The organism is Novosphingobium terrae (assembly GCF_017163935.1).
Taxonomy (GTDB): Bacteria; Pseudomonadota; Alphaproteobacteria; order Sphingomonadales; family Sphingomonadaceae; genus Novosphingobium; species Novosphingobium terrae.
On record NZ_JABVZR010000002.1, the window covers coordinates 1,957,740 to 1,977,855 of the forward strand.

The 20,116-nt window shown below is 65.2% G+C and carries 19 protein-coding genes; 7 read left to right on the forward strand and 12 right to left on the reverse strand.

Annotated features, from left to right (window positions below; translation table 11 throughout):
• Positions 1–23: 23 nt before the first annotated feature.
• The 3 genes from HGK27_RS26575 (at position 24) to HGK27_RS26585 (ending at position 4,737) form a co-directional block, all read left to right on the forward strand.
• Positions 24–989, forward strand: coding sequence for a FecR family protein (locus HGK27_RS26575; RefSeq protein ID WP_206243826.1), 966 nt, complete (start codon positions 24–26; stop codon positions 987–989).
• A gap of 125 nt (positions 990–1,114) precedes the next feature.
• A complete protein-coding gene (locus HGK27_RS26580; protein WP_206243827.1) occupies positions 1,115–3,577 on the forward strand; it encodes a TonB-dependent siderophore receptor in 2,463 nt (820 codons plus the stop codon).
• Positions 3,571–4,737, forward strand: coding sequence for a PepSY-associated TM helix domain-containing protein (locus tag HGK27_RS26585; RefSeq protein ID WP_206243828.1), 1,167 nt, complete (start codon positions 3,571–3,573; stop codon positions 4,735–4,737). Before HGK27_RS26580 ends, HGK27_RS26585 begins: the two co-directional genes overlap by 7 nt.
• On the opposite strand, the gene HGK27_RS26590 is transcribed toward HGK27_RS26585, so the two are convergent.
• The 8 genes from HGK27_RS26590 to HGK27_RS26625 form a co-directional block, all read right to left on the reverse strand.
• Positions 4,734–5,060 carry a YnfA family protein gene (locus tag HGK27_RS26590; RefSeq protein WP_206243829.1) on the reverse strand — a complete coding sequence of 109 codons (327 nt, stop codon included), beginning with the start codon at positions 5,058–5,060 and terminating at the stop codon, positions 4,734–4,736. The genes HGK27_RS26585 and HGK27_RS26590 overlap by 4 nt on opposite strands.
• Positions 5,061–5,143: 83 nt before the next feature.
• A complete protein-coding gene (locus HGK27_RS26595) occupies positions 5,144–6,415 on the reverse strand; it encodes a chloride channel protein (protein WP_206243830.1) in 1,272 nt (423 codons plus the stop codon).
• 60 nt (positions 6,416–6,475) lie between these two features.
• Complete coding sequence (locus tag HGK27_RS26600) at positions 6,476–6,973, reverse strand: DoxX family protein (protein WP_206243831.1); 498 nt, start codon at positions 6,971–6,973, stop codon at positions 6,476–6,478.
• A 49-nt stretch (positions 6,974–7,022) separates the two neighbouring features.
• On the reverse strand, positions 7,023–7,775 hold the full coding sequence (locus HGK27_RS26605; RefSeq protein ID WP_206243832.1) for an HvfC/BufC family peptide modification chaperone: 753 nt from the start codon (positions 7,773–7,775) through the stop codon (positions 7,023–7,025).
• Positions 7,772–8,608 (reverse strand): MNIO family bufferin maturase, encoded by an 837-nt coding sequence (gene bufB / locus HGK27_RS26610; protein WP_407674667.1) that lies wholly within the window; start codon positions 8,606–8,608, stop codon positions 7,772–7,774. Before bufB ends, HGK27_RS26605 begins: the two co-directional genes overlap by 4 nt.
• A 50-nt stretch (positions 8,609–8,658) precedes the next feature.
• Positions 8,659–8,928, reverse strand: coding sequence for a BufA2 family periplasmic bufferin-type metallophore (bufA2, locus tag HGK27_RS26615; protein ID WP_206243834.1), 270 nt, complete (start codon positions 8,926–8,928; stop codon positions 8,659–8,661).
• A 72-nt stretch (positions 8,929–9,000) separates the two neighbouring features.
• On the reverse strand, positions 9,001–9,642 hold the full coding sequence (locus HGK27_RS26620; protein WP_206243835.1) for a DUF1109 domain-containing protein: 642 nt from the start codon (positions 9,640–9,642) through the stop codon (positions 9,001–9,003).
• Positions 9,639–10,178, reverse strand: a complete 540-nt coding sequence (locus tag HGK27_RS26625; protein ID WP_206243836.1) for a sigma-70 family RNA polymerase sigma factor — start codon at positions 10,176–10,178, stop codon at positions 9,639–9,641. Before HGK27_RS26625 ends, HGK27_RS26620 begins: the two co-directional genes overlap by 4 nt.
• A gap of 227 nt (positions 10,179–10,405) precedes the next feature.
• Between HGK27_RS26625 and HGK27_RS26630 the strand changes: the two genes are divergently transcribed.
• The gene (locus HGK27_RS26630) at positions 10,406–10,678 is read left to right on the forward strand and encodes a BufA1 family periplasmic bufferin-type metallophore (protein ID WP_206243837.1); all 273 of its coding nucleotides are present in this window, start codon (positions 10,406–10,408) and stop codon (positions 10,676–10,678) included.
• A gap of 60 nt (positions 10,679–10,738) precedes the next feature.
• The gene (locus HGK27_RS26635) at positions 10,739–11,182 is read left to right on the forward strand and encodes a DoxX family protein (protein WP_206243838.1); all 444 of its coding nucleotides are present in this window, start codon (positions 10,739–10,741) and stop codon (positions 11,180–11,182) included.
• Here HGK27_RS26635 and HGK27_RS26640 read toward each other — a convergent pair.
• On the reverse strand, positions 11,166–12,533 hold the full coding sequence (locus HGK27_RS26640; protein WP_241127507.1) for a cation:proton antiporter: 1,368 nt from the start codon (positions 12,531–12,533) through the stop codon (positions 11,166–11,168). The two genes, HGK27_RS26635 and HGK27_RS26640, sit on opposite strands and share 17 nt — an antisense overlap.
• Before the next feature lie 248 nt (positions 12,534–12,781).
• On the opposite strand from HGK27_RS26640, the gene HGK27_RS26645 reads away from it, so the two are divergent.
• Together HGK27_RS26645 and HGK27_RS26650 are read left to right on the forward strand one after the other, a co-directional pair.
• A complete protein-coding gene (locus tag HGK27_RS26645) occupies positions 12,782–14,932 on the forward strand; it encodes a TonB-dependent siderophore receptor (protein WP_206243839.1) in 2,151 nt (716 codons plus the stop codon).
• Positions 14,933–14,959: 27 nt separating this feature from the next.
• On the forward strand, positions 14,960–15,658 hold the full coding sequence (locus HGK27_RS26650) for a hypothetical protein (RefSeq protein ID WP_241127510.1): 699 nt from the start codon (positions 14,960–14,962) through the stop codon (positions 15,656–15,658).
• 62 nt (positions 15,659–15,720) lie between these two features.
• Here HGK27_RS26650 and HGK27_RS26655 read toward each other — a convergent pair whose 3' ends face one another.
• The 3 genes from HGK27_RS26655 to HGK27_RS26665 all read right to left on the reverse strand — a co-directional run bounded on the left by HGK27_RS26655 (position 15,721) and on the right by HGK27_RS26665 (position 20,094).
• Positions 15,721–16,353, reverse strand: coding sequence for a TetR/AcrR family transcriptional regulator (locus HGK27_RS26655; protein WP_241127512.1), 633 nt, complete (start codon positions 16,351–16,353; stop codon positions 15,721–15,723).
• 75 nt (positions 16,354–16,428) lie between these two features.
• Positions 16,429–17,700, reverse strand: coding sequence for a metallophosphoesterase (locus HGK27_RS26660; protein ID WP_206243841.1), 1,272 nt, complete (start codon positions 17,698–17,700; stop codon positions 16,429–16,431).
• 21 nt (positions 17,701–17,721) lie between these two features.
• Positions 17,722–20,094: a TonB-dependent receptor gene (locus HGK27_RS26665; protein ID WP_206243842.1), complete on the reverse strand. Its 2,373-nt coding sequence runs from the start codon at positions 20,092–20,094 to the stop codon at positions 17,722–17,724.
• Between the last annotated feature and the right edge of the window lie 22 nt (positions 20,095–20,116).

Sequence of the window (20,116 nt, forward strand, 5' to 3'; positions counted from 1 at the left end):
CGTGCCGAGGGGAGAGCGCATTCGTGCCCGATAAGGTGCCGATCCCGCAGGACATCGCCGATGAGGCCGCCCACTGGTTCGCCGAGCGTGACAGCGGCCTGCTGACGGATGAGGCTGCTCTGGCTGATTGGCTTGCCGCCGATCCACGCCATGCCCAGGCCTTCGCCGAGATGGAGGGGCTATGGGGCGATCTTGGCGGTATCACAGTGCCTGCAACGCTGCGCGCCTCGCTGCCGGTGCAGCGCACGCCATCGCACGCCAATGACAATCCCCGCCGATGGCGTCTGGCCGCCGTGGCTGCCAGCATCGCGCTTGTCGCTTTCGGGGCCGCGCAGGACTGGCCGATGCGGCTGCGCGCCGATGCCGTCACCGCCATCGGTGAGCGGCGCAGCATGGCCTTGCCCGATGGCTCGCAGGTGGTTCTCAACACGCATAGCGCGGTGGCCTTCGCCTATCGCGCTGACCGGCGCGTGGTGCGGTTGCTGCGCGGCGAGGCGGCGTTCACCGTGGCGCCCGATGCGCGGCGCCCCTTTACCGTCGAGGCCAATGGCGGCAGCACCACGGCGCTGGGCACCCGCTTCGTGATCCGCGAGGATGGCGCGCAAACGCGGGTGTCGGTCACGCAGCACAGGGTGAAAGTGGCCTATGCCGCCAGCGGATCGGCGCCGGTGATGCTGTCGGAGGGGCGCAGCCTTACCTATGGGCCCGGTCGGCGATGGGGCGTGCAGCAGGCGATCAACAGCGGTGACGCTGACGCCTGGACTCAGGGCCAGATCGTTTTCGAGAACCAGCCCCTGGCCGAGGTGGTGGCCGAATTGGGGCGCTATCGCCCCGGCTATATCCGTGTCATCGGCGGCGATCTGGGTCAGCGGCGGGTCAGCGGCGTGTTCAGCATCGATGATCCTGTGGGGGCGGTGGCCCGGTTGCAGCACTCTCTGGGGCTGCGTTCCATGCAGATCACCTCGCGCTTTATCCTGATTTTTGCCTGACGCTGAATTTTTTCGCGATCGGGAGTCCTCCTTGGAAAAGCTCGCACGTCATAGATGTGAAAGGCGTTCGCATTAGCAATAGCGGCGAGCGGCCTTCTGCTTTCAGATGAATGAGGGAAGACGCTGTGACATTGAGCCCCCCACGCCGAACCATGGCCCCGGCACGCGCTGCCGCTTTGGCGCTGCTGGCCACGAGTGCGCTGTCCGTGATCACATTCAACCCCGCGCCTGCCTATGCGCAGGGCGCGGTCACTTACGATATTGCGGCGGGCTCCCTGTCGGGCGTGCTCAACCAGTTCGCGCGCCAGAGCCATGTCGAGCTGATCTATGATGCGCCGCTGACGCAGGGCATCGCCAGCAATGGCCTCAAGGGCAGTTATGGCGCGGTGGAGGGGCTGTCGCGCATCCTCTCCGGCACCGGCCTGACCTATCGCCAGACGGGCGCCAACACCTTCACGCTGGAGCGGGCGCCCGCCGCTGACGCCCGCACCGTGCAGCTGGGGCCGGTGCAGGTCGAGGGTGCGGCGCAGGGCGCTGCAGACAGCGCCATGGCCCGGCCCGATGCGGTGCCCGGCATCAAGGGTTATGTTGCCACGCGCGGCGCGGGGGCGACCAAGACCGATACGCCGCTGATCGAGGTGCCGGCCTCGATCTCCGTGGTGACTCATGACCAGATCGTCGATCAGGATGCGCAGAGCGTCTCGCAGGCGCTACGCTACACGCCCGGCATCGTGGCCGAACAGCGTGGCATCAATGAGGATTCGCTGGAATATCTCTACACGCGCGGCTTTCAGGCGCGCAGCTTCCTCGACGGGCTGGCCATTCCCTTTTCCGGCTTCAACGTGGCGACGCGCGACGCCTATCTGATCGACCGGGTGGAAAGCGTGCGCGGCCCGGTCTCGGTGGTCTATGGCCAGACGCCGCCGGGCGGTCTGGTCAACATCGTCTCCAAACAGCCCACCACCCAGCCGCTGCATGAGGTCTTTTTCGAAACCGGCAGCTATGGCCGGGCGCGGGGCGGCTTCGATCTGGGCGGGGCGCTCAATGGTTCGGGCACGCTGTCCTATCGCCTGACCGCTGTGGGCATGACCACCGGCACCCAGACCGCCTACGTCCGCCAGAAGCGCATCGCCGTGGCCCCCGCCATCACCTGGAAGCCGGACGACCGCACCAGCCTGACCGTGATCGGCAATTACCAGAAGGACCCGGAGGCGGGCGCCTTCAACTATGTGCCCGCCGTGGGCACGGTGCTGCCCGGCAAGGTGGCGATCCCGCGCTCGCTCAACACCGGCGATCCGGGCTATGACCGCTATCGCAAGGAAGAGGAAAGCATCGCCTATCGCTTCGAGCACAGCTTTTCCGATGCGCTGCGCTTTCGCCAGAATTTCCGCTATCTGCACAACAGCCAGACGATCCATCATGTCGGCGACGGTTCGAGCTATGATACCACCGGCACGGCTCTGACCCGCATCGCCTACAACAATTTCGGCACGGTGGATGCCGTCACGCTGGACAATCAGCTGAGCGCGGATTTTGCCACGGGGCCGCTGCGGCATAAAATGGTGGTCGGGGCGGATTTCCAGAACACGCAGTTCGACCATCACCTCTATTACAGCCGGCTCGACGGGCTCAATCCGGCCAATCTGGTGATCGCCGCACCGGTCTATTTCCAGCCCGTGCCCGAGCCCAACTTCCTGCTGGGCAGCTCCACGCGTGAACGCACGCAGCAGGCCGGGATCTATGCGCAGGATCAGGTCTCGCTGGGGCAGCTGACCGTGGTGGGCGGGCTGCGTCAGGACTGGGCGGGCACGCATAGCCTGTCCTACAAGGATGGCAGCGTGACCGATCAGAACAGCCATGCGCTGACCGGGCGGATCGGCGCGGTCTACAGGATCACCCCCTGGCTGGCGCCCTATGTCAGCTTCTCCACCTCTTTCCAGCCGCAGGCGGGCAACACCGATACCGGGGCGCCGCTCAAGCCCACAAAGGGCAAGCAGGTGGAGGCGGGGATCAAGATCCAGCCCGGCGGCGGCAAGAGCTTCGTGACGCTGGCGGCCTATGATCTGCGCCAGACCAATGTCACCGTGTCCAATTCGCTCTACACCGGATCGGTGACCCAGACCGGCGAGGTGCGTTCACGCGGGGTCGAGGCCGAGGCGCATGCCTGGCTGACCGCGCGGCTGCAGCTGATCGGCAGCTACACCCATGATGAGGTGAAGAACACCAGCGCCACCGCCAACATTCTGGGCAAGGCTCCGGCGGGCATCCCGCAGGATATGGCGGCGCTCTGGCTATCCTGGGATCTGCCGGAGGGCACGCTGCCGGGGCTGAAGCTGAGCGCGGGCGGGCGTTATGTCGGCGGCAGCTATGGCAATCCCACCAACACCTTCCGCGTGCCGTCCTATACGCTGGCCGATCTGGGGGTGCAGTATGAGCTTGGCCGCGCGGTGCCGCGGCTGAGCGGCGTGCTGCTGGGCGTGAATGTCAGCAATCTGTTCGACCGGACCTATGTCACCTGCACCGATCTGACCTATTGCACCTTCGGGCAGGGGCGGCAGGTGCTGGCCAGTCTGAAATACCGATGGTGAGGGGCTGGTCGCTGGTCCATCGCTGGAGCAGCCTGATCTGCACGCTCTTTCTGCTGATGCTCTGCCTCACCGGCCTGCCGCTGATCTTCAGCGCGGAGATCGACCGGGCCTTCGATCGCACCGCCTATGATCCGCCGCAGGCGGGCAGGGCGGCGCCCTCGCTGGACCGGCTGATCGCCATGGGCCGACGGCTCCATCCGGGGCAGGAGGTCATCTCGCTTTATGCCGATGACGATGCGCCGGTGATCACCCTGCGCATGGCGCCCTCGCTCAAGGCCTGGCACGAGCGCCCGGCGCTGGAGCATCTGTTGCAGTTCGATGCCCATTCGGGCCGCCTGCTGCGCGAAGGCAGCCGCAGCGAACTGGCACGCCGCAGCCCGACAGCCGTCCTGCTGGCCTTGCATCGCAGCCTGTTCGCCGGGCTGCCGGGCGAGCTGTTCCTCGGCGTGATGGGGCTGCTTTTTGTGGTGGCGGTGGTGTCGGGTGTGGTGCTGTATGGGCCCTTCACCCGCAAGCTGCCCTTCGGCACGCTGCGCAGGCATCGCGGCGCGCGCCGGCGCTGGCTGGATCGGCACAATCTGCTGGGGATCGTGACGACATGCTGGGCTCTGGCGGTCGGCGGAACGGGCATCATGAATGAGTTGGCCGTGCCGCTCTTCGCCGCCTGGCAGCAGAGCGAGATGCAGGCCGTCCTCAAGCCCTATGCCGGTATGCCGGTGCCCGGGCAGGACCATCTGGTGTCGGCGCAGGGCGCGGTGGACACGGCCATGGCGGCCTTGCCGGACACGCATATGCTCAGCATCGCCTTTCCCGATGCGCGTGACGGCAGCCCATGGCATGACATCGTCTGGCTCAAAGGCAGCACGGCGCTGACCAGCCGCCTGTTCCATCCGGTGCTGGTGGATGCGCGAACCGGCAGGCTGACCGGCATCGTGCCCATGCCCTGGTCCCTGCGCGCGCTGGAGGTCTCCCGCCCGCTGCATTTCGGGGATTATGGCGGGCTGCCGCTCAAGATCCTGTGGGCGCTGCTCGACGGGGTGACGATCATCGTGCTGGGCAGCGGGCTCTTTCTGTGGATCATCAAGGGTTTCAGGGTGCATCGCCCGGGGGCATCGGCGGAAGCTGCATCAAGGCCGATCAGCCCCGAAGCACGCAGCTAGGCGCGGTGCGGCGCAAACAGGATCACCGCGGCGCCGATCAGGCACAGGGCCGCGCCGCCCAGATCCCACAGGTCAGGCCGAACGCCTTCTGCAAACCAGAGCCACAACAGCGCGGAACCAATGTAGATGCCGCCATAAGCCGCATAGGCCCGGCCCGCGTCCGCAGCATCGACCAGGGTCAGGGCATAGGCGAAAAGGCCAAGCGAGGCGCATCCCGGGATCAGCCACCAGGGTGACTTATCCATCCGCAGCCATGCCCAGAACGAAAAGCAGCCGGCGATCTCTGCCAGAGCTGCGACGATATAGATGAGAATCGATCGCATAAAGATGCTCTAGGCACTTGCCAGCGTCTTGTCAGCACAGGACAGCACTGTCCTGCACTCACCACCGATCAGAGCCGCACAGATCACCCCATGAAAGGGCGGGAAAGGGCGTGATACAGCTTCTCGCGGCAGACACTCGCGCTGACGGCATCGGCGATCAGCGCCGTGGCGAAAAGCGGCAGGATCATGGTGCGATCCGCCGTCATCTCCATCATGATGATCACCGAGGTCATCGGCGCGCGCACCACGCCGGTGAAATAGCCGACCATGCCCAGCAGCACGATGGCGCCCGCCGAGCTGCCCGGAAAGCCCATAGAAATCAGCTGGCCAAGCCCGGCGCCCACCGACAGCGATGGCGCGAAAATGCCGCCGGGCGCGCCGCTCAGGGCGGTGGCGAGGGTGGCGATGAATTTGGTCGGGCCGAAGATGACGGGGGCCGATTGGCCCATCAGCAGATGGCGGGTCGTCTCATAGCCGGTGCCCCAGCTCAGGCCCCGGCTCAGCCAGCCGGTGGTGGCGACGATCAGGCCACACACCGTCGCCAGCAGGATCGGGCGCGCGCGGATCTGCGTCAGCACCGTGTTGCGGGACTGGCCCATGGCGATCAGGCAGCGGGAAAAGCCGCCGCCTGTCAGCCCGCCCAGAATGCCCGCGATCGGCGCGACCATCAGCATGGTGCTCAGCGGCATGGCGCCGCTCATGGCGCCGAAATAGACATAGTCGCCCGTCAGCCCCAGGCTGACGAGGCCGGAGATCATCACGGCGGCCATCACCAGCACCGCCACCTTCTGCTCGAAGGCGGAGGCCAGTTCCTCGATGGCAAAGGCCACACCGGCCAGCGGTGTGTTGAAGGCCGCCGCCACACCCGCCGCGCCGCCCGCGATGATGATCCCGGCAGAGACCGGCACGCGCAGCCAGCGATGCACCGCCACCATCAGCGCGGCGCTGATCTGCACCGTAGGGCCCTCGCGGCCCACCGAACCGCCGCTCAGCAGCATGGCCAGCGTGCAGGCGAATTTGGCCAGAGCGGTGCGCGGCGACACCAGATCGCCCTTGATCTGGCTGTCCGGATCATGGCTTGCGGCCATCACCTGCGGAATGCCCGAGCCGCGCGCGGCAGGCCACCAGCGGCGGGTCATCCAGACCACCCCGGCAAACATTGCCGGGGTGAGCAGAAAAGGCGCCAGAGGGGCTGCCTGAACCAGCTTGAGGAACAGATTTTGCGCCACCTCGCCGAGCCGGGCAAAGGCAATGGCGGCCAGACCGAGCAGCACCGCGCCGGCCAATGCGGCCATGCGCCTTTGCGCGACAGTGATATGGCGACGTTTCAGCGGCGAGGGCAGATGGCGGGGCATCGGCTGCGCTTAGGCCCTGATCGGCCCGACTTCCACCCTTTCACGCCGATATAGTGCAAATTACCCATGAGCGGCGCGCGCGCGGCGCCAGACCCTGGCCAGCAGCCTGTCCACCGAGACCGGCCCGGCTCCTGTCAGGCAGAGGGTCACAATGCCCGCGATGTAGAGCAGATCGGTTTCGTAACCGGGCTGGCCGAAATGAGCGCCTGCCGCGTCAAAGGACATCAGCTTGATCGAGCTGAAACCGTTGGGCCAATGCACCGTGATCGTGGCGACGATCAGCACGATGATCATGGGAATGGATGCCAGCGGCACCAGCGCGCCCAGCAGCATGCACAGTCCGCCCAGCAATTCGACGGCGATGGTGGCATAACCCAGCAGATGCGGGAAGGGCAGGCCCATCGCATGCAGGATGGCGGGGAAGGCATCGGGTCCGCGCGCCAGCTTGGCAAAGCCGTGCTGCATGAAACCGAAGCCGATGATCAGGCGCAGCGGCAGCGCGGCCCAGCCGGGCGGCAAGGGCAGGGGGGATGTGGCAAGCTGGCGTATATGGATCATCGTGGCGACCTCCTTTGTCTGAAGGCCTACGTGTCAGAACCGCTTGCGGTTACAGCGGATCGTTGGAAATCTGCGCGATGATGGCATCGGCAAGCCATTGCGCGAGCCAGGCTCCGGCGATTTGCGGGCCTGCGGCCTCGCCCTCGCGCGCCACCAGCATGGCGCAGAGGGCGCCGAAGTCGCAGCCCTTTTGCAGCGCCTCCAGCGCGCGGGCCTCGGTGCTTTCGAGGGTGCGGAAGGCAGGGGTGAAGCCTTCGCGCCAGATGAGGATGGCACCTTCTTGCGGCAGTGTCTGCACGGCAGGCGGGGTTTCGCCTTGCGTGATGGCGGACCAGATGGCCCCGGCATTGCTGCTGGCGGGCAGCAAGGTAAGGGCGGGGATGAAGCGCAGTCTGGCGCGGTCCCAATCGATCGCGGCAAGGCTGGCGGGATCGAGCGGCGGGCTATCGGGCGCGATAAAGGCCTGAGCCAGCGCGCATTCCAGCGCGGCCAGATCGCCGACCTCGGGATCGTGGGGGTAGAGGCTGCGCAGGGTGGCGGGAAAGCCCAGCCCATAGGCGTCCAGCGTCCAGCTGAAGGGCGGTGAGCGGTCGATATGCTGCGCGGCGGCGGCCTCGAACGCCGCATGGCCCAGCCATGCGTGAAGCGTGGGGTAGCTTTCGCTCAGGCAGGCCATCAATTGCGCGCGATAGTTGTTGAGATAGACGCTGAGGCCCGCCTCCGGGCGCGGCACCTTCAGCTCGGGCGTGTCTTCGCGGGTCAGCCAGTCGCGCAGGCCGGTTTGCAGGGTGAGCAGGCTCATGCGGGTATACTCGCGGATTGGGTGGCGATCTGGCGGGCCATATCCAGCTCCTCCAGCAGATCGGCCAGCGGGGGAATATCGTCGTCGCGCTCGATCATGGTGGCGACGGGGCCGGTGCGCTCTAAGGCCTGCGCGTAAAGTGCCCAGACCGGGGGCGGCACGGGCTTGTCATGGGTGTCGATCAGCAGATCGCGGCCCTGGCTGTGCCCGGCCAGATGGATCTGTTTCACCCGCTCTGCCGGAAGGCCTGCCAGATAGGCCAGCGGATCGAAGCCATGGTTGGCGGCGCTGACCACGATGTTGTTCACATCCAGCAGCAGATCGCAGCCGGTGCGGGTGCAGATCTGGTCGAGGAAGGCCCATTCGCTCATTTCGCCATCCAGCGTCAGATAGCTGGAGGGGTTCTCGATCAGCATGCTGCGGCCCAGCGCGTCCTGAGCGCGATGGATGTTGGCGCAGACCACCTCCAGCGCTTCGAGCGTGTAGGGCAGGGGCAGCAGATCATGCGAATTGAAACCACCGATCCGCGACCAGCTGAGGTGATCGGAGACAAACAAAGGCTCCACCGCATCGACCAGAGCGCGCAGGCGGCGCAAATAATCCGCATCGAGGCCATCGGCGGACCCCAGCGACATGGAAACCCCATGCAGCGCCACCGGATGGCGTTCGCGCACGCGGCGCAGCACATCGAGCGGGCGCCCGCCGGGAACCATGAAATTCTCGGAAATCACCTCGACGAAATCGACCGCCACCGGCGCCTCGCCATCGAGAAAATCGCCATAATGCGGCTTGCGCAGGCCGAGGCCGAACTGGTGAGAGGCAGCCATGCCCATCCTCCTCAAAAAAAGAGGTCCGGCCACCCCCCGGCGACCGGACCGATCTATCACTTCGGCGCGGTCAGGCTGCCACCGTCGGCCTTGCACTGCTTGGCGGTTTCGCTCTTGAAGCCCTGACCCTTGCAATCGTTCATGCCCTTGCAGTCATGGCCTGCCGACTTGCAGTCCGACTGGCCCTTGCAGGCGTTCACACCAAAGCATTCGACCTTCATGGCGCTGCTGCTTTTGGCCAGCGCCGGGGTGGAGGTGGCGGCGCCCGAAAGGGCCAGAAGCGCAGCGGCGGCGGCAAAGCTGACGGCGGATTTGGAAGCGGTCATGATGATCTCCTGAAGAAGGTTTGCCCTGTTGGCCTCCCTCCTACGTGGCGACACGCGCTTTGGTTACACCGCTTACCAACGCATCAGTTTCGGGCCCAGCAGAGCGCCGATCCCTGCCGCCAGAAGAATGCCGAGGCTGTACCAGGTCAGCACGAAAATCGCCGAAACCTCGGGGCAATGCAGGCAATAGATGGTCGCTGCCCATGCTCCTGCCGCCAGACCCGCCACCGCGCCCGCCTCACGCAGCCGCGTGGGGGCCATGCGGCGGAAGGACCACAGCAGGCCGATAAAGATCGGCATGGCCAGCGTGAGCACCAGCCACGGGCAGACCTTCCAGCTGGCCCCCAGCCACATGGCCAGCCAGTCGCGCGAGGGGGTATAGGCCAGCTCGCCAATGCCGATCCCGGCCAGCAGCAGCACCGGCACGCTGAGCCACCACAGCCCGCGCAGGCTCTGCGGGTTGGGCCGGGCGAGGCGCAGCACCGCCATCACCGAACCGATCCCCAAAGAGGCGGTGTAGGTCCATTTCATCCAGAAGGAGAAGCCATGCATGGCGGCATGCAGATCGGGCCTGATGCCCAGCACGCCGGCCACCAGCAGCGCCGTCACCAGCGCGCCCGCCACCATGCCCAGCGCAAGGCGGCGGCCCAGCGCGCCGCGCGGAACCTTCGGCACATCGCGGCTGAGCGAGCGGATCAGATCATCGGTGTTCATAAGCGCTCTCCCCGCAAGCGGGCGGCCAGCGCCTTGAGACCGCGGTGGACAGATACTTTCACGTCGGATTCTCCAAGACCGGCCTTTTCGGCCGCTTCAGCGATGCTCAGCCCCTCGACCTGCGTTTCGCGGATGGCGCGCGCCTGTTTGGGCGACAGGGTGGAGAGCAAGGCCTCGACATCCATGCGGGCGGACAATGCCTCCTCGAAGCCCTCGGTCATCAGGATGGTTTCCACATCCTCGATGGGCACCGAAAGCCTGCGGCGGCGCACATGATCGATCAGCCGGTAACGCGCAATGGCATAGAGCCAGGCGGTGAAGGGCCGGTCGCGGTCATAGGTGGCGCGCTTGCCATGGACCGAGATCAGCGTTTCCTGCACCAGATCCTCGATGTCGCTCTCCGCATCGCGCATCCGGCGGCGGTAGAAGGCGGTGAGCAGCGGGACCAGAGCGCGCAGCAGCACTTCATGCGCAGAGGCATCGCCCCCGAGCCCCGCGATCATCCATGCCTTCAACTGTGCTTCGCTTGCCTGCATGCGGCCTCCCGCAGGGTGTTACGGTGCGCAGGGGCGGAAGGTTACAGCGGATTTTGACGGCGTGCGAAAATTTTTCCTGACGATCTGCGTGTAACCGGCGCGGCCCGGCCTGCGTAAGTCAGGGCATGATCCGCCGTTCCATCCGGACGGATCGGCACGTCAGATTGGCGTTGGGCGCTGCCATGAAGGGGCGCCTTGCGCACCCCCATCCGAACAGGAGAAAACCGATGAACCGTACCCATGCCGCTTTCGCCGCCACTGTCGCCCTCACTCTTGCCGCCGGGGCCGCCCATGCTGCCGATGGCGCCAAAAGCCCCATGGAAAAGTGCTATGGCGTGGCGCTGGCCGGGCACAATGACTGCAAGGCCGGGGCAGGCACCACCTGCGCGGGCACCTCGAAGGTCAATTATCAGGGCGACGCCTGGAAGCTGGTGAAGGCCGGGACCTGCACCGCGATCAAGACGCCCAAGGGCATGGGCTCGCTAACCCCCAAGGCTTGAACCCTTGACGCCGCCGGAGGGACCATCCGGCGGCGTTTCCCCTGATCGAAAGGCCGCCTTATGATATCGCCGCTTTCCCTCTATCGCCGGGCCTGCGCCGGGGCGACCCGCCTGATCCCGCAAGACTTGCTGCTGCTTGTCGCCCGGCTGGGCGTGGCCGCAGTCTTTTTCCTCTCGGGCCGCACCAAGGTGGAGGGGCTGCTGACCATCACCGATGCCACCTATGAGCTGTTCCGCACCGATTACGCTCTGCCCTTCGCCAATCCGGTGGTGGCCGCGCATCTGGCCACCTATTCCGAACATCTCTTCCCCATCCTGCTGGTGCTGGGCCTCTTCACCCGCCCCGCCGCGCTGGCGCTGCTGGGCATGACCAGCGTGATCGAGATCTTCGTCTACCCCGATGCCTGGCCCACCCATCTCAGCTGGGCAGGGCTGCTGTTGCCACTGATCGCGCGCGGCGGCGGAGCCTGGTCGCTGGACCGCCTGTTCAGGCTTGAGGGCTGACCGCTCCCATACTGTCCAGAACGCCCGTTTGACGCGCCTTGCGCCCATAGACCAGCTCGAACAGCGGGCTGGCCATCATGGTGGTGACAATCGCCATCAGCACCAGCATGGAAAACAGCGTCGGCCCGATGATGCCCTTTTGCAGGCCGATGTTGATGATGATCAGCTCCATCAACCCGCGCGAGTTCATCAGCGCGCCGATCCCCAGTGCGGTGGGCTTGTCCTCGCCGCAAAGCCGCGCCGCAATGTAGCAGGCGCCGAATTTGGCGGCGATGGAAGCCGCCAGAATCCCCAGCGCGATCAGCAGCAGCGAGGGTGAGTTCACCATATCGAGCCGCGTGTTGAGCCCCGAATAGGTGAAGAACATCGGCAGCAGCAGCACGACCGCCACCGGCTCGACCTTGGCCTTCAGCTCCTGCGCGAACAGGCCGCGCGGCATGAAGACGCCCAGAATGAAACCGCCGAAAATGCCGTGAATGCCGATGGAGTCCATGATGAAGGCGGAGAGGCAGAAGGCCATCAGCGTGATGGCCAGCACGCCCATGCTCATGCTGCCTTCCGCCTCCACGGCGCGGCCCAGCGGAGCCAGAATGCGCCGCCCGAAGATCAGCAGAAAGCCGGAATAGAGCACCGCCCCGCCGATCGCCAGAATGGCTACGCCCGGCCCGCCGCCGAAGGTGGCCAGCACGATCGCCAGCACGCACCATGAGGCCGCATCGTCAAACGCGCCCGCCGAGAGCGAGAGCGTGCCCAGTGGACTGTCGGCCAGCCCGCGCTCATTGATGATGCGCGCCAGCATGGGAAAGGCGGTCAGCGCGATGCAGGCGCCCATGAACAGCGTGGCATTGGCGGTGCTGACGGTGGGGGCGAACAGCCCCGGCACGTCCAGCAGAAAGGGCGTGAAGGCAGCGGCGATCAGAAAGGGCGCGATCACGCCCGAGGCCGAAACCGCCGCCGCGCTGCGGGCCTTGGATTCGAAATGGTCGAGCCGCAGCGTCAGCCCCACAAGGAACATATAGAGCGCCACCCCCAGCTGCGAGCCGGCGTAAAGCACGTTCTTGGTTTCCTTGGGGAAGATCGCCAGCTGCAGATCGGGCCAGATCAGCCCCAGCAGCGAGGGGCCCAGCAGCACCCCCGCGATCATCTCGCCCACCACCTGCGGCTGGCCGAGGAAGCGCTCGCCGATCCAGCCCACCACGCGGCAGGCCAGAATGATGATCGCCAGCTGAAGGAAGAAATGGATCGAATAGTCGCCCGGCGCATAGCTGCTGGCCGTGGCCGCCACCGCCGGGCCATGCGGCAGCAGCAGATGCGCCAAGGTCGTCCTGAAGCTTTCCAACGCCGCGCTCACACAGATCTCCCGAAGCAGAGGGTCCTCTCGGCGAGGCCCGATTTTACATTATCGGGGCAGCTTAACCGATTGTGAGCGCTTGGTGAACATCGGTTGGGCGATGAACGGGGGATCTTTGGCGCACCACATTACAAATTCCCAACCTTCGGGCCTTTCCCTTTACGCTTCACCCCTCAATCGCTAGGCGCCCTCTGATAATGCAATCGACTCGCATTATCCTGTAGAATCCAGCCAAGCGAGAACCTTTCGTGTCGATCAAATCCGTCCTCTTCGCCTCCACGGCCCTGCTGGCCAGTGCCGTGTCCGCCCTTGCCGACACGCCGCCCGCGCCGGAGGACACGATCGTGGTGACGGGCCGCGCCTCGCAGGTGCAGATCGGCGCCGATGACCGCTATCAGCCCACGCCTGACGCCTCGACCTTGCGCTCCACGGCGCGCTCGCTCGATGTGCCGCAGGTGGTCAACATCGTCTCCGCGCAGGTGATCCGCGACCAGCGCCCCCGCTATCTCGACGATGTGCTGACCAATGTCAGCGGCATTACCCAGGGTAACACGCTGGCCTCCACGCAGGACACGATCATGAAGCGCGGCTTTGGCGGCAATCGTGACGGCTCGATCATGCACAATGGCATGCCGCTGGTGCAGGGGCGCGGCTTCAACGCGGCAGCCGAAAGTGTCGAGGTGCTGAAAGGCCCCTCCTCGCTGCTCTATGGCATCATGGACCCCGGCGGCGTCATCAACGTGGTCAGCAAGAAGCCGCTGACCAAATCCGCCACCATGCTTTCGGTGACGGGTGACACCTATGCCCATGGCCGCAATGGCGCCGAGGAAATGCTGGACACGACCGGCGCCATCAAGGGCAATCTGGCCTATCGTCTGGTGGTCGATCAGGATGACGAGGCCTATTGGCGCAATTTCGGCGCCCGGCACGAGACGCTGGTGGCGCCCTCGCTCGCCTGGTACGGCCAGAAGACGCAGGTGGTGCTGTGGTATGAATTCCGCCGCTACAACGCGCCCTTCGACCGCGGCACCTCGATCGACAGCAAGACCGGCAAGCCGCTGGCCATCGACCAGCGCGAGCGTTTGGACGAACCTTCCAACAAGATGATCGGCCAGACCCATCTGGGCCAGATTTCCATCGATCATCAGTTGGGCAACGGCTGGGCCGCGCATTTCAGCGGGAGCTACAACGCCGAATTCTACGATGCGGGCCAGTTCCGCGTGGCAGGCGTCAACACCACCACCGGCGTGGTGACGCGCAGCAATGATGGCACCAATGGCGCGCTCAGCACCGATCTCTATGGCACGGCCTATGTCGATGGTTCGGTGATGGTCGCGGGCCTCAAGAACGACATCCAGATCGGCGTGGAAGACGAACACCGCCGCATCTATCGCAAGGATCTGCTGCGCCAGACGCCCAGTGCCGGTTTCAACTATCTGAACCCGGTCTATGGCCTGAACCCGATCTCGACCACGGTTTCGGCCAGCGACAGCGACCAGACCGACAATCTGCACGACTATTCCTTCTTCGGGCAGGACACGCTGCATCTGGGTGACAAATGGATCGTGGTGGCCGGTGGCCGCTTCCTCCATTACCGGCAGGTGGCAGGCAAGGGCCGCCCCTTCGTGGCCAACACCAACATCGAGGGCGACAAATTCCTGCCCCGCGCCGGTCTGGTCTATAAGGCCACCGATTTCATGTCGGCCTATGTCAGCTACAGCCAGTCGCTGAAACCGGCTTCGACCATCGCGCCGCTGTCCTCCGGCCTGGTGCTGGATTCCAGCTTCCAGCCCGAACGCGGTCGCCAGTTCGAGGGCGGGCTGAAGGTGGAGATCCCGCATCGCATCACCGGCACGCTGGCGATCTATGACATCGACAAGCGCAATGTGATCGTCTCGCAATACAATGCCGCCACGGGCCTCACCGATTACCGCACGGCCGGGCGCGCCCGTTCGCGCGGCGTGGAGCTGGATCTGGCCGGGCAGATCACCGATCACCTCAGCACCATCGCCAGCTATGCCTATACCGATGCCAAGACCACCGAAGACCCGCTCTATGCCGGGAACCTTCTGGCCAATGTGGCGAAGAACACGGCGTCTCTCTCGGCGGTCTATGACCTTGGCCGGATTGCGGGCGGGCGGCGCCTGCGCATCGGTGGCGGCCCGCGCTATGTCGGGCGCCGTGCGGGGGATTCGGCCAACAGCTTCTTCCTGCCCAGCTATGTCGTGGCCGATGCCTTCCTCACCTATGACGTGCCGATCATGGGCAAGAACACCAGCCTGCAGTTCAATGTGAAGAACCTGTTCAACCGCACCTATTACCAGTCGGCGGTGAACCAGTATTTCATCTCGATGGGCGATGCGCGCAGGATTTCGCTCACAGCCTCGGTCGCCCTGTAAGTGCCTGCCATGAACCGGAGTGCCCCCATGGACCGTCGTGCCTTTTCCTTCGGCCTTGCCGCTTGCGGCTTGCTGGCCACCTCGCCCGCTTTCGCTGCAGCGACAGCGGCGCGGCGCATCCTGCTGGTGGTGCAACAGGCCGGCCCCAATCTGCCGGTCGACCAGAAGGTACGCGATCATCTTCAGGCCGCCGGTTACGCGGTCGAGATGGTCGACCAGCGCGCCGCCCCCGGCGCCGCCAAGGGCTTCGATCTGGTGATCCTGTCATCCACCGTGTCGGCCAAGGATGTCGATCCGGGCTGGCGCCAGTCGCCCGTGCCGCTGCTGACCTGGGAAAACGACTGCCTCGACGATCTGGCCATGACCGGCAAGCGCCATGACGTCGATTTTGGCGAGGCCGAGAAGGAACGCTATCTCTGGATCGTCAACGCGCCCCATCCCATGGCGGGCGGGCTACCGGCGGGTCTGGCCAATGTCTATGTGAAACAGGCGCCGATGAGCTGGGGCAAGCCCGGCCTTGGCGCCACCACAATCGCCACGCTCTATGGTCAGCCCGAAAAGGCCGCGATCTTCGGCTATGAACAAGGCGCGACGATGGATTATGAGGCGCTGGCCCCCGCTCGCCGGGTGATGATGTTCCTCAACAATGACACCTTCACCAACCTCTCACCGGCAGGGTTGCGCCTGTTCGATGCGGCGGTGGGCTGGGCTTTGGCGGGGCGCTGAGCCGCCGCTGACAGGATGATGCGCCGGGCTGCCAGGGTTTCTGGTCAGCCCGGCGCATGCGATCAGGTTGCTGTGGCCGCGTTCAGCGGATGGCCCAGCAGGTATATGATGCTGTCCACCAGCGCGATGCGCTGTTCCCGGGCCAGATCGCGCGGTTCCACGGCGGTGTGATGCAGGATCATGCCCACCAGCGTGTCGAACACAAAGCTCATATGCGTCTCGCTCAGGCCGGGCACCAGGCCGCGAAAGGCGATGAAATAATACTCGCGCTCATTGCGTTTGTGGGCCTGGGTCATCGCCTGCAATTCGGGCGAGCGGGCGATCGCCTCGGTCAGGCTGACGATGCCGCGCCCCCGCTTGCCCGACATATAGGCGATAAAGGCATCGACATGCGCCAGCAGCATGGCGCGCGGCGGGGTGCCTTCGGGCAGTTCGGGCTCCACCTCGCGCGAGGTTTCGTAGAGCATGGCCGCGATCAGCTCATTTTTCGAGGCAAAGCGCCGATAAAGCGTGGAACGGCTGCATCCGGCGATCTCGGCGACCGCCTCGAAGGTCAGCCCCTCATACCCCTTGTCGGCCAGCACCTCCCAGGCGGCATCGCGAATGGCGATATCCTTGCGGGGATCGCGCGGGCGGCCCCGCCCTCTCTCACCGTCGTGATCCTGCGGTATCGGGTCTGGCACGAGATCTGGCACTGCGCGCGGGGTCCTGTTCATGAAGGCGGCGGAGGAGGGGTTCTAATCCGCTCCTCCGCCGTGATCCAGCCTCGATCAGCGTTTGGCGAAACGCTGGCGGAAGTCGCTCAGTTCAAGGGTGAAATCATCCTGCCCATGGAAATCCGCATCGGACAGCCTGGGCTTTTCCTGCGCCTTGTACCATTTGGCATAGTCGGCGGTCTGCGTGCTCTGCTGCTTGTAATAGGTGGAGTAGGTCTGGACATGGACCTGCGGCGCCTTGCCGCCCATGTCGAAGGTGAGGAAGCGCAGCCAGCCATCGCCGATGCCCATGCCCGGCTGCAGCTTGGCCCCGGCATCGATGGCCGTCTGGCGGCGGTCCTGATAATCGGCCAGAATCTGATAGACCGGATGGCCGAAACGGTTGGCATCGACGCGATGCGCCTGACCATGCTCATGCCCGCACAGCACCATGAAGATCTGATCATGCTGGCTGATCAGCTTGTCCCACACCATCTGGGGCGTGTTGTCGTCATCATCGACGGCATGGTTGTCGATCATCGGATTGGGCAGGCGGTCGCCATTGTTGTCCATATAGTCATGGGTGGAGACGATGGTGGGCAGGCCGGGATGCTCCCTGATCACCTGCGCCGCCCATTCCAGCGAGGCGTTGGGCGCATCGAACTGCAGGCCGATGTGCAGGAAGCGATAGCCGCCCGCCTCGAAGATCTGCGCGCTGTCGGCGCCGCCGTCATGGCTGGCGATGTACCAGGGCTGGCCCTTGAAGAAAGGCGTCTCGGCCCCGAACACGCTGCGGAAATTGTTCAGCCCGCCCGAATGCAGCAGGCCAACGCTGGACATGTCGGTGAATTTTTCGGCCGGGGGATGGTTGGCGTCGGTCCACATGGCGTCATAATCATGGTTGCCGGGCACGACCGAGAAGGGCGTCTTGCCCGCGATCATCTCGAAGCCCTGGCGCGCGGTGGGCATCTCGATGGCGCGGACATTGGGGTTGGAGGCGAATTCGGCATCCATGAAATGGTTGGGCACCCGCTTGAAGCCGCGCGCGGCATGGGCCGGATCGATGTCGAGGCTCTGGTGCTGCCAGGTATCGCCCAGCGAGTCGACGAAGGCCACGTCACCGCCTGCGCTTTTCAGGCGCGTGGCGATGTAGTGCATCTGCTCAAGGAACATCGCGCGGGCATCGAAGGCGAAGCCGGCCTCCTTCTGATGGGTGTAGTCGATGTAATTCTGCGTGTCGGGAATGACCGCGATGGTGAAGCTGTTGCTGGCGGCAGGGGCGGCCAGCGCCATGGTCGAGGTGCAGGCCAGCGCGGTGGCCGCCAGAAGGGTGCGGAACAAGGTCATGGATAAACTCCGGGTGGGGGATCAGAGGGAGAAGCGCAGCGTGGCGCCATAGGTCGCCGGATCGCCGAAGAAGGCGACATAGGTGCCGGGCAGCAGCGAGCCGTAGTTGAAGTAATTGGTGGCGTAGTGAACGTTGGTGACGTTGCGGCCCCAGAAGGACAGATCCCAGCGCTGGTCCGCCGGATGCAGGCCGACGCGCAGGTTGAGCAATCCGTAATTGCCCGCCTGAGTCAGCACGGAATCGTCAAGCGAGGCGAAATAGCGCGATCGCCAGGCATATTCGCCGCTGACATAGCCGATCAGGCCGCGCGTGACCTTGTGCTCATAGGTGCCGTTGATGCCGGTGGTCCAGCGCGGCGCCCCGGCAATGGGCTTGCCCGAGAGGTCGCAGGTCGACTGGCTGGCGCTTTCAAGCGGGCAGGGGCCATTGGTGTAGCTGCGGTATTTCGCGTCATTATAGGCCAGGAAGCCATGCAGCGAGAGACCGGCGAGGGGTCTGGCGGTGACTTCGGCCTCGGCGCCCTGAGTCCGCGCGCTGCCCGCATTGGTGAGCAGCTGCACCACCTGATTGTTCACCGACATCAGCACATTGGCCTGATAATTATGGATATCGGTGCGGAAGACATCGAGGTTGACCGCCAGCCGGTGGCCGAACCAGTCACCCTTCAGGCCGATCTCGTAATTGGTGGCCGTTTCGGGGTTCACCGCCAGAGCGCTGGCGCCCAGCCCCGTGGGCGGCAGCGTTGTGTTGAGCCCGCCCGCCTTCTGCCCGCGCGATATCAGCCCATAGGCCATCAGGCCGGGGCGGACCTTGTAATCGGTGCTCAGCAGGAAGGAGGGGGCGGTGTCGGAAATGGCGGCATGGATCGGCGCGGCGGCCTGGCTGGTCAGCGCGGCCACGGCCAGCCCTGTCGTGGTGGAAACGGGCGCGGGGCGGAACACGTCCTCGGCCTTGGTCTCATAGGTGACGCGCAGGCCGCCCGTGATGTTCCAGCGCGGTGTGACATGCCAGTTGGCCTGTCCGAAACCGGCATAGCTGTTGGTCAGCGGGTTGGCGAAAGTATCCCACTGGCTGTTGTTGTAGGCCAGAACACCGGCCACAGCGGTCGAATATTTGGCATAGGTGGGCAGCAAGGCATCGGAGATGCCCGTCAACCATGCCGCCGCTTCGGGGCCATAGGTGGTGTATTGGTCGGTGTGGACCTGTTGGTGGAAGTAATAGAGCCCCACCACCGTATCGATGTTGGCCAGACGCGGCAGGGTCAGGCGCAGTTCCTGAGTCCATTGCCGGTCCTTGATGTGATAGCCGCCATACATCACATCGGCGCTGCTGCCTTCGGTGTCGGAGGCTGAATTGTACTGCCAGTAGCGGAAGGCCGTCAGCGAGGTCAGGGTGAAGCCATTGCCGAAGGACCAGTTCACCTCCGCAGAGCCTGCCGCCTGACGGGTGCCGGTGCTGAAGGGGCCGCCTGCGGCGCTGCTCTGCCCGGTAGGGTCGACCGTCAGCGTGGCGCCTGTCGCGGCCAGCTTGGCCTGAATTGCGCTGGGCGTCAGGCCGAGCGTGGGGATCACCGTGACCGCGCCCGAGCTTTGCTGCTCGCTGGCATATTCGCCGATCATGCGCACGCTCAGATCGGGACCGGGCTTGTAGAGCAGTTGCAGGCGCCCGCCCGCGCGGCCCAGTGTGCTTTCCTTGTGGCCGGTGGTGGTGTCGGTCAGCGTGCCGTCGCGCGTGGTGCGATAGGCGGTGGCACGGAAGGACAGATCATTCGTGATCGGCCCGGTGATCGAGCCCTGATACTGCTGGTAATTGTAATTGCCGTAGGTGAGGCGGCCCTGCGCGCCCCAGGTGCCGCTGGGCAGTTCGGTGGTGATGTTGACCGCACCTGCCGTGGTGTTCTTGCCGAACAGCGTGCCCTGCGGCCCACGCAGAACCTCGACCTGCTTGATGTCGATCAGATCCGAAGCGGCCATGCCGGGGCGGCCCAGATAGACGCCGTCCATAAAGACGCCGGCGCTGTTTTCCAGCCCGTCGCTGCCCGGATTGTTGCCGATGCCGCGGATCGAGATGCTGGTCTGGTGCCCGTTGGTGACCACCACATTGGTGCTGGGCACCAGCTGGTTGAGGTCTTCGAGGCGGATGTGATCATTGGCGCGCAGCTGGTCGCCACCGATCGCGGTGATCGCCACGGGCACGTCGGTCAGCTTTTCCTTCACCTTGCGCGCGGTGACCAGAATATCGTCGCCCTGGCTGGCGGAGGCGTCGCCGGGCGCGCTGTCGGCGGTTGGCGCAGGCGCGGTTTCAGCCTGAGCGGTGCCGATGCCGGCCAGCCAGAGCAAGCTGGCAAGGGAGCCGGTTGAAAGGCGCAGGCGTGGTCGTAATCGGGGCGGCATCGCGATCTCCTGATCGATTGAA